Source organism: Flavitalea antarctica, from assembly GCF_054461535.1.
This window is the reverse complement of the sequence record NZ_JBTLQG010000030.1, coordinates 1-13,590: the sequence shown is the minus strand read 5'-3', so window position 1 is coordinate 13,590 and position 13,590 is coordinate 1. Positions and strand designations below refer to the sequence as shown.

Below are 13,590 nucleotides of genomic sequence, written 5' to 3'. Positions count from 1 at the left end.
GGTCTTCCCGGACACCAATAAAACTCATCCTTTTGACTCCCGGTAAGAGCGCCACAACTGCTTTGTCGTGTTTTAACATAATATCAGCATGTATTCGGTTTTCTTTGCAGAAACACCAGACATGTTCCGACGGCTATTATTAACGCTTATTATTATGCTCCCTGCCTTTGTCATCGCCCAGGAAGTAAGCATGAACGAACTTGTCGCTCTTGTGAACATGGACCGTTTCGGGATAGATACGCTGATGAAGAAAAAAGGCTACCGGCTCATGCAAAAGGACGTCGACTCCGTAAGCGAGGAATATTATTATAGTCACCTGGAAAGAAACGAGGAGTCTCCGACCTGGGTTCGCGCACTATCTTATATAGATGTGAATCTGAAAAATATCAAAAGCCGGGTGCTGACGTACCGCACTTATAACCGGAACGAATACCAGAAAATGATGGCAGCCATGCTCAGCAAGGGTTATGCCACCAAAGACGTGTTTGACTTCAAAGATTCAAAGCATACCGTTTTCGACGACGGGCAACAACCTATCCGGGTAAAGGTTACCAATAATAAAATGGAAAATGGCCGCTGGATCAGGTCCTATGAATTTGAACTCGGCCGCTAACGCCCGCAATAACTTATCAATCATCACCCATAACTCTCCACTCATTCTCACCTTAGCCTGTTCAGACTTTTTATCAGTTTTTGGTCCTTATAAATCCCACGGGCAGCGAGTACGAGGAAAACGGGCACTATAAATACTACCGGTGAAGTAAGATTGAAAGCCCCTTCCACGAACTTTTTCAACTCGCCGAAGAACAGCACTATATTAATTACTGACAGAATTATTGCAACAATCGTGAGCCTCATCTGGAGTTTCCGGTCCTTGAACAGGAATATGATCACAAGAATACCGGTACCAAGTAGAAAAGTCAGGATCATCAGCCAGATATTGCTCATTGCCGTCAGCTGTTCGAACCGGCGGGTTTGATCAGGCTGGATCACATTTCCATTGTAGAAGGGAAGTTTTAGCGTAAGGAAACATGCCGCTGCGGCTAACAACAGCCAGATCGATTGAATACGTTGAATCATTGGGATAAAATATTATTGGTTTCGATTATTTCCGAACTAACAATTCAATCAACTATCATCCAAGCTCCGGATACAGGGAAAACTGTTCCATAAACGCGTTCACATCTTTGCCGAGTTTCTCCAGTAACGCCTCATCATCTGCATTCATTAGCGCCTTATCAATGAAATCGACTACGGTGGCCATATGTTTTTCAGTCATCCCACGGGTGGTAATGGCTGGTACGCCAACCCGGATACCCGAGGTGACAAAGGCAGACTTGTCATCATAAGGCACCATATTCTTATTAAGCGTGATATCTGCTTTGCCCAACACCTGTTCTGCTTTTTTACCGCTGATATTTTTGTTCCGGAGGTCAATCAGCATCAGGTGGTTGTCGGTACCGCCGGAAACAATATCATATCCTTTTGAAACAAAATGGCCCGACATAGCCTGGGCGTTCGCCACAATCTGTTTTGCATAGGAGGTAAATTCATCGCTGAGGAGTTCGCCGAAGGCAATCGCTTTTGCTGCAATCACATGTTCGAGCGGACCTCCCTGCGTGCCCGGGAAAACGGCCATGTCCAGGAGGTTACTCATCATTTTGACATTACCCTTGTTATCTTTCTGACCAAAAGGATTTTCAAAATCCTTTTTCATCAGGATGACGCCACCTCTCGGCCCACGCAAGGTTTTGTGGGTAGTCGAAGTAACAAAATGACAATAGTCAAAAGGCGAGCTAAGCAGGTTTTTTGCTATTAGTCCGGCGGGGTGCGCCATATCGCACATAACGAAAGCGCCTATACCGTCTGCAATAAACCGGATTCTCTCATAATCCCAGTCGCGGCTATAGGCCGATGCGCCGCAGATGATAAGCTTTGGCTTTTCAGCTTTGGCAACCTTTTCCATCATATCATAGTCAACCAGGCCATCGTCTTTTTTGACGCCATAAAAATGAGGCTGGTATAATTTGCCGGAAAAATTGACCGCAGATCCATGGGTAAGATGCCCACCCATACTCAGATCAAGTCCCAGGATCTTGTCACCGGGTTGGATTATGGCCAGTAGCAGCGCTGCATTTGCCTGTGCACCTGAATGTGGCTGTACATTAGCATATTCACAGTTGAATGCCTGTTTTATCCGGTCAATGGCGAGTTGTTCAGTCTGGTCAACAATCTCACATCCACCATAATATCTCCTGCCAGGGTAACCTTCAGCGTATTTATTGGTCATCACTCCACCCATCGCCTGCATCACCTGCAAAGAAGTAAAGTTTTCCGAAGCAATCAGTTCAATGCCACGACGCTGGCGTTCAAGTTCCTTACGAATGAGATCAAATACCTGGGTGTCCTTTTGCATATTTTCTTTATATTATTAGTAGGTCCTTCAAAATTCACGGCAAAAATAAACCTAAGGAAATAACCCCCAAGATTATTTCTTATCAAAATTCACTATTTTCACACGCCTTAAGCGAGGGTCTTACCAGTTTAAACACCAGGAATGGCTTCAAGGATTAGTAGTCTGGCTATCGTATCGTTCAGATGGCCATGGTGTCAAACACAAATCAAATGAAAGCAATTATCCCAGTAGCAGGCGCAGGAACGAAGCTACGACCTCATACATATACACAACCCAAAGCGCTCATACCACTTGCCGGGAAAACTATTCTCAGTATTATCGTAGACCAGTTGAAGGAAGCAGGTATCACTGAATTTATTTTTATCGTTGGTTATCTGGGAGAAAAAATCAAGGATTATATCAGGGAAAAGTATCCTGACCTGCAAAGTCACTTTATTCACCAGGCAGACCGGCACGGAATTGCCCATGCCATTCAGCTCACCAGGGAACTGGTGGCGAACGACGAGATTTTTGTTGTTCTCGGAGATACGATCTGTGAATATGATGTCAGGGAACTGTTGGCACTTCCACACTCAGTGCTGGCAGTGAAAAGGGTAGATGATCCGCGTGATTTCGGCGTGGCGGAAATCGGCGAAGATGGTTTTATCAGCCGGGTGGTTGAGAAGCCCCAGATACCTAAGTCAAACATGGCACTGGTAGGGATCTACCGGATAAAAGAGACGTCTATATTATTTGACTGCATTGAAAATAATATCAGGAACGGTGTTCGCAGCCGGGGCGAATTCAGCATTACGGATGCCATTGAGTGCATGATCAGCCAGGGAGCAAAATTCAAATCTTTTAAAGTTCAAAACTGGTTCGACTGCGGTAAAAAAGAAACCCTGCTTGAATCAAACGCAATTCTCCTCAAAAAATTCGGAGGTGTTATTGCCGATGATCACCAGTTTGAGAATACGATCATAGTTCCACCGGTAAGTATTTCAACCGGCTGCGACATAAAAAATTCCATCATCGGTCCGAATGTGACGATCGGGGAAAAAACAACGGTCAGCTATTCGATCGTAAAAAATTCTATCATAGGTTCTTTTGCAGACCTGTACGACATCGTTTTGACGCATTCGCTTATCGGGAGCGATACGGAGGTAAAAGGGGAGGCCCGGAGCCTGAATATCGGCGACAACACTGAGATTGATCTCGGTGAATCATGATAAGTTGTCCAAATTAATTTTCAGGCTGCTTTGTGTGGTGAAATAATTGAAGTAACTTTCATAGACGAAGTGCAACATATCCCTAATTGTTGTTGTCTTTATGTCAAATGCCCGCAAAACCTGTTATATGAAAGGCGTCAAATATATTCTTCTATCCCTTTCTTTCCTGCCATTGAGCCTTTTAGCTAAGGCCGATGAGTTTCCGATAGATGTTGCATATGGAAAATCAGAACCCGTATTACATGGCAGCATAACGGATGCTTCAACCAAGAAACCGGTTGCCGGGGTACTTGTTGTTGTCACCGGTTCACGTGTCAGTGATAAAAGAGAGTACACTACTGATGCGAGCGGAAACTTCAAGGTTAACCAGATGCCTTCAGGCGAAATCACGATCGTCCTCGAAAAAAAGGGGTATAAAAGCTGCCGCCGCGAAGGAATTGTTATTAAAGAAGGTCTTTCGTTAAGACTGAACATCGATCTTAAATCAGAAGACAAGGGAGAAGACAGTGACTATTTCCATCCCATGATGAGGATGATGGACTTTAACTAGTGGTGAAGCAAGAGGGGAGCGTGAAGAAAGTGATGAGCGTGAAGAAAGTGATGAGTTGAGGGTTATGAGTGATGAATAAGTTATAAGTGGATATTAAGTTATAGAGTCGGGTTTTTATTGATGGGGGCCGAACTCTAAACTCAGTATGTTTTTCTTTTCCACGCCTTGCACCCTGATAGGTTTTTCAATTTCATGTCGTTCTTCTACTTCATTGTTTTTACTTATTTGTTTTTTAATTCCTTTCATTTTTTTGCTCGTACTACTTTCAACTGCATCTCTTTTTTTTAATTCTTTTCCTTTTTATTTAACCGCCGCAGTAATGACGGGTAAGTCACCGTCTTAGATTCAATGAACAATTCATTGAAGATACCTATTTCATTTCAGCCCAAGCCAGCCAAGACTGATGATTAGCTTAGGATACATTATGTGCGCTTACACCTGGCAGCCTGGGCGCACTCACGACCGTGCTAATCGAAGCTCATTCATCCTTATCCCCCTTGAGACCTCCTAACTACTATACAACTCAAAACTTACTCATCACTCATAACTCTTAACTCATCACTTTCTTCGCGCCTCATTTTCTAAACACAAACGGGGCTGAGAACAGCCCCGTTTTCTAACAGTCACATGAGAGAAAAAAAATGGTGAGAATTATTTCGTTTAATCAAATTTTTCGGTCCTGATGGAGATGTTGAATCGCCCGTCCTTCTTGCTGATGTTAACGTCATCCTTGAAATACTTCTTGTATTTCGTAGTTACAGCATCTGTTTGCTTTTTGTCATTTATATAAACAGAACCATCGCGGTAGCTTAACTTATAATCCTTTTTTGTATCGATAAGGCCTTCTTTCTCCATTGCATAGATCATCTCCTGGTATCCGCGTAATTCTTTGTTTGCTTCTCGGATGTCGGTCCTGGCCTTATTCATCTCCGTTTTGAGGTCAATATTTTCATTGTCCAGCTCTATCTTAACTTTTTCAAGTTCGGTTTTCATTTCCTTGATGGTATTATCCATCTCCACGGTATTCAGTTTTTTCAGTTCGGCAAGTTCCCTGTCGAGCTCAGCCTTTGCTTTTGACATAGCTTTTCCCATCACCATGGCATCCTGATTCACATGGGCCATTGCCTCATTGATCTCTTTTTGCATGGCTTCAAGATTAATCGCCTTCATCGCTTTTTGAGCCTCCAGGTTTATCCTGTTCAGGTCAACAGACTTCATCGCCAGCTCAGCCTGCTTTTTCATTGCTTCTGCATCGATGCGGCTGATTTGCTCCTGGATATTCTCTGAAATTTCTTCCCAGTTCCGGACCTTTAACTCTTCCAGCTTTTCAATCTCGCGGTCAAGCTTTTCAAGTTCCTTATCAAGATCACGCGCTTCTGCGGTTTTTGGATTTTTTGCAGGAACAGTGTCCCGGTAAAACGTGGTATCGTTTCTCCCTGGTTCAGGTCCCTGGTTCCAGGCGATAAGTGTAACCGACAGCAATCCAGCTGCGCCGATAGCCATAAGACGATGGCTTTGTCTGATATGTATTTTCATGGTTGATGACTTTAGGATTTCAAATTACGATTGTTTTCGTACACAAATACGATAAAATTCGTAAAATGTTTTCCAGCCCGTATTTTTCGAGAATTTGCAAAAAAAAGCCGCGGAATTAACTAAAATTCCACGGCGATCTATCAGGAGGATAACTTATTAAGCTTTTTTAAACGCCCACTTCACCATTTCTTTCCAGGTAACCCGTTTGCCATATAATAAGATACCCGTGCGGTAAATTTTTGCGGTGAGCCAGGTGAACAGCAGGAAGCCGATTACCAGGAAGAGCATCGACAATATAAGTTCCCAGGCAGGCACATCATAATTTATCCGCGCCATCATTACGATAGGAGAGGTTAGGGGAAAAAGACTGCCGAAAACTGCAAGACTGCTATTAGGCTCTGCGATCGCTTTAGTCATAATGACGAAGGCGAGTATAATTGGCATCATTACCGGGAAAACCAGTTGCTGTGCTTCTGACTGGTCTTCGCTTACCACGCTGCCGATTGCTGCGAAAAGTGAAGCATATAACAGGTATCCACCAACGAAATAAAACAGGAAACAAAATATATTGAGCGGAACATTTATCGAGCTCAGCCCTTCAGTGATGGTAAGTAACATGCCTGAGGATTCAGGCTGTGTGGCACCGGCAGCCGCCTGTTGTGCAAGTTCCTGGCCCATTGCAGGGAAAAGAACAGGCATCAGCAGCTGTAATGCCGCAAGCAGGATGATCCAGATAACAAATTGCGTGATGCCTACTGCACCAATCCCGAGAATCTTGCCCATCATCAGTTGGAATGGCTTAACTGAACTGACGATCACCTCTGCGATCCGGTTTGTTTTTTCTTCCATCACACCCCGCATCACCATAGTACCATAGATCATCAGGATCATATAAATGAGAAGTCCGCAGGCAAAGGAGATAGCATAGGCCACACCGGCAACACTCTTTTTTTCGCCCTTCCCGGAGTCAATTATATTCTGAAGGTTGATATCTGCATTAATCGCTTTGTATTTCTCCGGGTCGATATTAGCTTCCTCCAGCCTTTTCGCTTCGATCGCCTGGTTGACTGTTTTCTCAATTTTTCCTTTATTACCCAGGCTTACTGCCGATTCACTGTGCAGCCTGATCCCAACCGGTTTATTCAAATCGATCTTTGGCACATAAAGAAAGTAGTTATATCCGGAAGCTTTGTACTTCGATTTAAAGGCCTGTTCATTTTCGCTTTTGATCAGGTCATAGACAATGACGTCATTTTTACTCTTCGGCACACTACTGTTGAACAGGTTGGCTTCATCAAGTACGGCAACTTTGACGGTTTCGGAGTTGTCGCTCACAGATATGGCGATGATAGCCGCGTAAAAACCAATAATGACGAGAGGTACCAGTATGGTTGTGAGCAAAAATGATTTTTTACGTACCCTGGAGAAATATTCTCTTTGTACAATTAGCCAGGTTTTATTCATGAAGTTGTTTTAAGCAGTTACTTTTTGAAATTGGCGGGTAAGTGGGGTTCCTTCAACAAGCTTGATAAAGATATCATTCAGGGAAGGCAGGATTTCATGAAAGCTGTTTACATTGGATTGCCCGTCTATGAAATGCCTTAACACATCATTTGAGCTGTAGCCATCCAGTATTTTAACGATCAGAGTATGTTTGTCTTTGTGGCCGATCACCTCGAACTTCGAAGAGTCTGTGATGGCAGGCAGATGGTCAACACTGATCGAATAGAGGTTTTCTTTATACCGCTGTTTGACATCATGCACGGTGCCGTCGACCACTTTTTTACCTTTGTTTACAAGGATGATATGATCGCAGATCTCTTCCACCTGTTCCATGCGATGTGTGGAGAATATGATACTGCTTCCGTTTTTTGCGAGTTGATAGATCTGGTCCTTGATGAGGTTTGAGTTAACCGGATCGAGACCGCTGAAGGGTTCATCGAGGATAATCAGTTTTGGTTCGTGTAAAACCGTAGTAACAAACTGGAGTTTTTGCCCCATTCCTTTACTCAGATCTTCGACTTTTTTGTTCCACCAGCTTTCCATCTGGAAACGAACAAACCATTCTTTTACTTTTCGCAGGGCGTCTGACTTGCTAAGTCCTTTCAGTTGTGCTAGGTAAACTGCCTGTTCACCAATCTTCATCTTTTTATATAACCCGCGTTCTTCGGGCATATAGCCAATGTTGATCACATGATCAGCTACATTAAATGGCTTACCCTGGAAAAGTATTTCACCTTCATCGGGATAGAAAATACCGGTAATCATCCGGATCAGCGTCGTTTTACCTGCGCCGTTTGGTCCCAGCAGCCCGAATATGCTGCCCGGCGCGAGCGTGAAACTTATATCATCCACTGCCTTCTGGGTAGCATAATATTTTTTAAGATTTTTTACTTCGAGAATATTCATTTCAGTAAGGTTTAGTGAGGGAGGCTGGCATTTGACCCAGTGATTTTATTATAATACACAAACTAAGGATGAGTGCATCGCAATTTCGGTTTTTATTATTGAGTGATCGAAAAATTATTTAGACATCCCTTCGTTTGTTTTTAAAAAAGAAATTTTACAAATTCGAAACTCCCCGGTGGAGGATTTGTGTTTTATTTGTCACTGCTATGAAACAATCATTTTACCGCTATTGTTCTTTAACGCTTATTGTGATCATCAGCTTTTGTTGTACAAGCTGGGGATTTCTCGTGCACCGATCTGTAAATCAGTTGGCTGTTTATCTTTTGCCCAACTCGATGGCAGTGTTTTTCCATCAGAACCTCGGTTACCTGGTGAAAGAATCGGTAAGAGCCGACTTGCGGAGAGACCAGGATTCTCTTGAGGCCCCAAAACACTTTGTCGATTTTGAAGCCTATGATCCCGATCAGCTGGGCGCCTGGAAAATGCCCTTTAAGTTTGAAGAGGCCGTGGCAAAATATGGCAAAGATTCACTTTCAAAATACGGATACCTGCCTTACCAGGTGATTGAATCCAAAAACAGGCTGACTGCAGCCTTCAAATCCTGGGACAAGGATTCGATCCTTTTTCACGCGGCTGATCTTGCACATTATGTGGCAGATGCACATGTGCCTCTGCATACTACCCTGAATTACGATGGCCAGCTAACGGGGCAGCCTGGCCTGCATAGTTTATGGGAATCAATGATGCCTGAATTATACATTGATCAGTTTGAATTGTACACACCATACAAGGTTACCTACCTCAAAGATCCGGAACAGGCGATCTGGGGCGCGCTGCGGTCCTCATACCTCCTGGTAGATGATATGTTGAAAAAAGAGGAGCTGACAGCCAAAAATTTTCCCGGTGACACAAAGTACCGGATCCAGGTAAGGAACGGAAAGACAGTTAAAAGCTACAATACCGAGTTTGCAAAGGCATATTATCAGCGCATAGGCAAGAGCGTTAATGCCCAGTTACTGTTGGCTGTGAACCTCGTGGCTGATTTCTGGTACACCAGCTGGGTAGATGCCGGGGAGCCTTCGCTGGAGATCATATCGGATAAAAATGTCCATAACATGCGTGATCTGAGGGCGGAAAAAATTTACCATAAAAAAAATACGCTTATCAGGAAGCAAAAGCTGATTGCAAAGAAGAATACAGATAGCGAAACAAAAGAAAAACCTGTTAGCCAGCCGGACTCAGCACGGAAAGGATCGCGCTAACCACGCGTTCGCCGTCCATTGCAGCACTTACAATACCGCCTGCATAGCCTGCTCCCTCACCACAGGGGTAAAGATTTTTCACCTGTGGGTGTTGCAGTGAAACAGGATCACGCGGAATACGGACCGGGGAGGAAGTTCTTGATTCAGTTGCAACAATAACTGCTTCATTGGTGAAATAACCGCGCATCTTTTTTCCAAACAAAGGAAGTGCAGCGCGTAAAGCATCGCTGACAAATGCCGGCAGAACAGCGCTTATGTCTGCTGAATGGATACCAGGAAGATATGAGCAAGCCGGTAGAGACGCCGAAATTTTTCTCTCTACGAAATCAACTACGCGTTGTGCAGGGGCAGCAAGTTTGCCTCCACCCGCCTCATAAGCCTTCTGTTCAACCGCTGCCTGGAATTTCATTGCGGCCAGCGGGTCATTATTTTTTCCATCGAAGTAGTCTTTAGGTTCAACAGATACAACCATACCGCTATTCGCAAATGGATTATTACGTTTTGAAGGTGACCAACCGTTGACTACAATCTCTCCCGGATTTGTGGCAGCTGGCGCAATAATGCCGCCGGGACACATACAAAAGGAAAATACGCCACGGTTACTGACCTGCTGTACAAGACTGTAAGCGGCAGGTGGTAGTGCTTCGTCGCGCGTTGGGCAATGATACTGGATCGAGTCGATGAGTTGTTGAGGATGTTCGATCCGGACACCCAACGCAAAAGGTTTTGATTCCACGAGTATGTTCTTCTGATGAAGCAACACGAAAATATCACGTGCCGAATGACCAGTTGCCAGGATCACCGCATCCGCATGAAACTGCTCACCGCCTGATACTATTACACCACTGATATGATTGTCCTGCATAATAAAGTCGGTGACTTTTTTTTCGAACAGGAACAATCCTCCCACATCTTCAATCTGTTTTCGCATGGCAGTGATGATCTGGGGAAGCTTATTGGTACCGATATGTGGATGAGCCTCGTACAAAATTGATTCGGGTGCACCGAATTGAAACAAAAGGGATAACACTCGTTGTAAATCTCCTCTTTTCGTGCTGCGTGTATATAGCTTTCCGTCGCTATATGTTCCAGCTCCTCCTTCGCCAAAACAATAATTACTTTCAGGGTTCACTATCCCATCTTTATTAAGCGCGGCAAGATCGCGCCGCCTGGCCCTCACATCTTTCCCCCGTTCAAGAACTATCGGTTGAATGCCATTTTCAATAAGCTTAAGTGCCGCAAACAGCCCTGCAGGGCCGCCACCGACAATAATTACTTTCTGGGGTGAGTGGGTAACATCGGGAAAATTGATCCTGATCACTTTTTCATCATGGAAGGGTTCATTGATATATATCAGCAGATTGAGTAGAATATAAGTTTGTCGACCGCGAGCGTCGATTGATTTTTTTTTGATGACGAAGCCGGAAATTTCACTGGTTGGTATGCTGAGTGATTGAGCAGCATACTGTTGTATAACATTGTGATCATTTGCTTCTGAGGGAAGCAATTTTAAAGACACTGATTTCTGCATGTGGTTAGGTATTTATCCTAAAATATTGCTGCAAAAATACGCTATCTATCGTTCCCGATTTTGCCTTATTGAATTGTAAATAGTTATGGAGTAAGTTTCGATTTTTTTTGCAAAATCCAGATGAAAACATCGCAAAGCTTGGGGTTTGTCTATTTCTTTTTAAAATGAAATTTTAACCTTCCGCCGACTAAAATAATTTGTATCTTCAAGAGATATAGAAAAAAAAATCCCGTCGCACTTCTGGTTAGTATTTAGATTTTTTTTTCGTGTTTTAAAGTCCCTTCTAAACACATTTTGTTGCATAAATCCATAACCGTTTTTTTACTTGATAATTGTCAAGACTATTTTAAAAAGATATTATGCTGACTTATTTTTCTTATTTCTTTCTTAAACGACGGTTTTAATAAAACCCGCTACCAGTCAGTGTTTCAGTCCAGTGCGTACATTAACATCCAAACGTTTACAAAATATGATTTCACTACATGCTTGTATAGTTTAACAACCAGGGGAATAAAAAATTTTTTTTTCAAAAAAAAGTTTTGATATTCGCTCCCCTACGTTAATTTTTTGTGGAGAACTTATTATCTGAGTCTTGTGAAATTGTGTTAATGGAGGAGTAAAAAGCTTTAACTCAATCTAAAAATCGCTCTTACATAATGGCTAAGTCCTTCGATAAAGTTTGGAGTAATTGTCTGGAAATAATCAAAGATATTGTCGAATGGCAGCATTACAAAACCTGGTTTGAACCAATCACGCCAGTTGAATTAAAATCTAACATTCTTGTAATACAGGTTCCGAGTCAGTTCTTTTATGAGTATCTTGAAGAACACTATGTGAATTTATTGGCAAAAACTTTGCGTCGTGTTCTTGGCAAAGATGCTCAGTTAGAATATCGCATAATGGTTGATAGTGGCAATCATGCCCACAAACCGCTTACAATGGATGTTCCTGCACATGGGTATAAAACCTTTTCAAATAATGAAATGGATTTCCCCTTAATCATACATAATCCTGTTAAGAATCCATTTGTAATTCCCGGTCTGAAAAAAATGCAGATCGATTCGCAATTGAATCCGATTTATACATTTGACAATTTCATAGAGGGAGATTCAAACAGGGTTGCGCGCAGGGCAGGTAAAACAGTAGCTGAAAAACCGGGGTCGAGTTCTTTCAATCCACTTGTTATATATGGTAGTGTAGGTTTGGGTAAAACGCATCTTGCCCAGGCCATCGGCAATGAGACAAAAAGAATAATGCCAAACAAGGTGGTGCTTTACGTTAGTTCTGAAAAGTTTATCAATCAGTTCCAGGATCATAGCCGCAACAATGCCATCAATGACTTTATACATTTTTATCAACTGGTTGATGTACTGATTATTGATGATGTCCAGTTCTTCAATCGTGCTGAAAAGTCACAGGATGCATTTTTTGCCATATTTAACCACCTGCATCAGAGTGGCAAGCAACTGATCCTTTCATCAGATAAGCCGCCAAAAGATCTCGAAGGTGTCCAGGAAAGATTATTAAGCCGTTTCCGCTGGGGTTTGAGTGCTGATCTCCAGATCCCGGATTATGAGACCCGGATCGAGATCCTGGAACGCAAAATGAAAAATGATGGGCTGGATATGCCGCGTGAAGTGGTCAAATATCTTGCCTATAATATAAACAGCAATGTGCGTGAACTTGAAGGAGCGCTCATCTCATTGTTGGCACAGTCTTCGCTCAACAAGCGGGAAATCGACCTCGACCTGGCAAAAAGGGTGTTGAGAAATTTTGTGAAGACAAGCAGTAAAGAAATAACCATCGAGACCATCCAGAAAATGGTATGCGAATACTTCGATGTTCCTTACGATAAACTTCTTCAGAAGACCCGCAAGCGGGAAATTGTCCAGGCAAGGCAGATCACCATGTATCTCGCCAAAGCTTTTACAAAAAATTCGCTGAAAACCATCGGTGAACACTTTGGCGGACGTGATCATACAACAGTGATCCATTCGTGCCAGACAGTGAAGGACCTGATGGACACTGATAGCACATTCCGCGAAAGCGTGGTTGAACTACAGCAAAAGGTTCAGTTGGCTGCTATGTAAAAGGGCTCTCTAAAAAAAAACTCGGAAATAGTCGTTCAACAATTACAATTGACAATACTTTTCCCTATTTTTGCCCTCCCGAAAAAAGGGCTCGGAGAGGTGCCTGAGTGGCCGAAAGGGCCGGTTTGCTAAACCGTTGTACGAGCTTAAACTTGTACCGAGGGTTCGAATCCCTCCCTCTCCGCCGTCGCTCGCCGACTTTTGCCAGGCGGGTATGTTGATAAACAGGATGAGGGTTGTATGAGGCGAGCTATGGCGGACGCGGTCCGCCGGTGGGAAAGTGAAGAGTTAGATTTGTAGGTGGCAATGATTGCAGAGTAAGAGTCTAATATAAAAAAGCGATAACAGGATCGGGGCGTAGCGTAGCCCGGTATCGCGCCAGGTTTGGGACCTGGAGGCCGCAGGTTCGAATCCTGCCGCCCCGACTAAAGTGAAAAAGGTGGCTATTGTGCCGCCTTTTTTTACTTTACATGACTCTGCCGCGAGCGGTATAAAAACTTTCGCCTTTTTTGGATCAGGTAGAAAATTTGGGGGATTTTGAATGAAGGTGTTTTTTTGCGGATAAAACAGATTAACACTTGGATACGG

The 13,590-nt window shown here is 43.4% G+C and carries 12 protein-coding genes and 2 tRNA genes; 7 read left to right on the top strand and 7 right to left on the bottom strand.

All coding sequences use genetic code 11. From position 1 onward, the window contains the following. The first annotated feature begins 154 nt into the window (after window positions 1-154). On the top strand, window positions 155-613 hold the full coding sequence (locus tag ACX0G7_RS20855) for a hypothetical protein (protein WP_458925460.1): 459 nt from the start codon (window positions 155-157) through the stop codon (window positions 611-613). Between the two features lie 47 nt (window positions 614-660). Here ACX0G7_RS20855 and ACX0G7_RS20850 read toward each other — a convergent pair whose 3' ends face one another. Both ACX0G7_RS20850 and ACX0G7_RS20845 read right to left on the bottom strand, forming a co-directional pair. Continuing rightward, on the bottom strand, window positions 661-1,080 hold the full coding sequence (locus tag ACX0G7_RS20850) for a DUF4293 domain-containing protein (RefSeq protein ID WP_458925459.1): 420 nt from the start codon (window positions 1,078-1,080) through the stop codon (window positions 661-663). Window positions 1,081-1,135: 55 nt separating this feature from the next. Continuing rightward, complete coding sequence (locus tag ACX0G7_RS20845; protein ID WP_458925458.1) at window positions 1,136-2,416, bottom strand: serine hydroxymethyltransferase; 1,281 nt, start codon at window positions 2,414-2,416, stop codon at window positions 1,136-1,138. 209 nt (window positions 2,417-2,625) lie between these two features. Between ACX0G7_RS20845 and ACX0G7_RS20840 the strand changes: the two genes are divergently transcribed. Further along, a complete protein-coding gene (locus ACX0G7_RS20840) occupies window positions 2,626-3,624 on the top strand; it encodes a sugar phosphate nucleotidyltransferase (protein WP_458925457.1) in 999 nt (332 codons plus the stop codon). Window positions 3,625-3,751: 127 nt separating this feature from the next. Further along, window positions 3,752-4,174 carry a carboxypeptidase-like regulatory domain-containing protein gene (locus tag ACX0G7_RS20835; protein WP_458925456.1) on the top strand — a complete coding sequence of 141 codons (423 nt, stop codon included), beginning with the start codon at window positions 3,752-3,754 and terminating at the stop codon, window positions 4,172-4,174. A gap of 114 nt (window positions 4,175-4,288) precedes the next feature. Here ACX0G7_RS20835 and ACX0G7_RS20830 read toward each other — a convergent pair whose 3' ends face one another. The 4 genes from ACX0G7_RS20830 to ACX0G7_RS20815 form a co-directional block, all read right to left on the bottom strand. After that, window positions 4,289-4,420 (bottom strand): hypothetical protein, encoded by a 132-nt coding sequence (locus ACX0G7_RS20830; RefSeq protein ID WP_458925455.1) that lies wholly within the window; start codon window positions 4,418-4,420, stop codon window positions 4,289-4,291. Between the two features lie 414 nt (window positions 4,421-4,834). Then, window positions 4,835-5,710, bottom strand: coding sequence for a coiled-coil domain-containing protein (locus ACX0G7_RS20825; protein WP_458925454.1), 876 nt, complete (start codon window positions 5,708-5,710; stop codon window positions 4,835-4,837). A 156-nt stretch (window positions 5,711-5,866) separates the two neighbouring features. Next, window positions 5,867-7,174 carry an ABC transporter permease gene (locus ACX0G7_RS20820; protein WP_458925453.1) on the bottom strand — a complete coding sequence of 436 codons (1,308 nt, stop codon included), beginning with the start codon at window positions 7,172-7,174 and terminating at the stop codon, window positions 5,867-5,869. 9 nt (window positions 7,175-7,183) lie between these two features. After that, window positions 7,184-8,119 carry an ABC transporter ATP-binding protein gene (locus ACX0G7_RS20815; protein ID WP_458925452.1) on the bottom strand — a complete coding sequence of 312 codons (936 nt, stop codon included), beginning with the start codon at window positions 8,117-8,119 and terminating at the stop codon, window positions 7,184-7,186. A 206-nt stretch (window positions 8,120-8,325) separates the two neighbouring features. On the opposite strand from ACX0G7_RS20815, the gene ACX0G7_RS20810 reads away from it, so the two are divergent. Further along, window positions 8,326-9,381: a zinc dependent phospholipase C family protein gene (locus tag ACX0G7_RS20810; protein WP_458925451.1), complete on the top strand. Its 1,056-nt coding sequence runs from the start codon at window positions 8,326-8,328 to the stop codon at window positions 9,379-9,381. Here the strand turns inward: ACX0G7_RS20810 and ACX0G7_RS20805 are convergent. Next, the gene (locus ACX0G7_RS20805) at window positions 9,344-10,912 is read right to left on the bottom strand and encodes an NAD(P)/FAD-dependent oxidoreductase (RefSeq protein WP_458925450.1); all 1,569 of its coding nucleotides are present in this window, start codon (window positions 10,910-10,912) and stop codon (window positions 9,344-9,346) included. The two genes, ACX0G7_RS20810 and ACX0G7_RS20805, sit on opposite strands and share 38 nt — an antisense overlap. Window positions 10,913-11,568: 656 nt before the next feature. Between ACX0G7_RS20805 and dnaA the strand changes: the two genes are divergently transcribed. From dnaA to ACX0G7_RS20790, 3 genes are all read left to right on the top strand, one after another. Continuing rightward, the gene (dnaA, locus tag ACX0G7_RS20800) at window positions 11,569-13,002 is read left to right on the top strand and encodes a chromosomal replication initiator protein DnaA (protein ID WP_458925449.1); all 1,434 of its coding nucleotides are present in this window, start codon (window positions 11,569-11,571) and stop codon (window positions 13,000-13,002) included. Window positions 13,003-13,095: 93 nt separating this feature from the next. Beyond that, window positions 13,096-13,186: transfer RNA gene (locus tag ACX0G7_RS20795), tRNA-Ser, on the top strand. A gap of 167 nt (window positions 13,187-13,353) precedes the next feature. Continuing rightward, window positions 13,354-13,427, top strand: a tRNA-Pro gene (locus tag ACX0G7_RS20790). Window positions 13,428-13,590 lie beyond the last annotated feature (163 nt).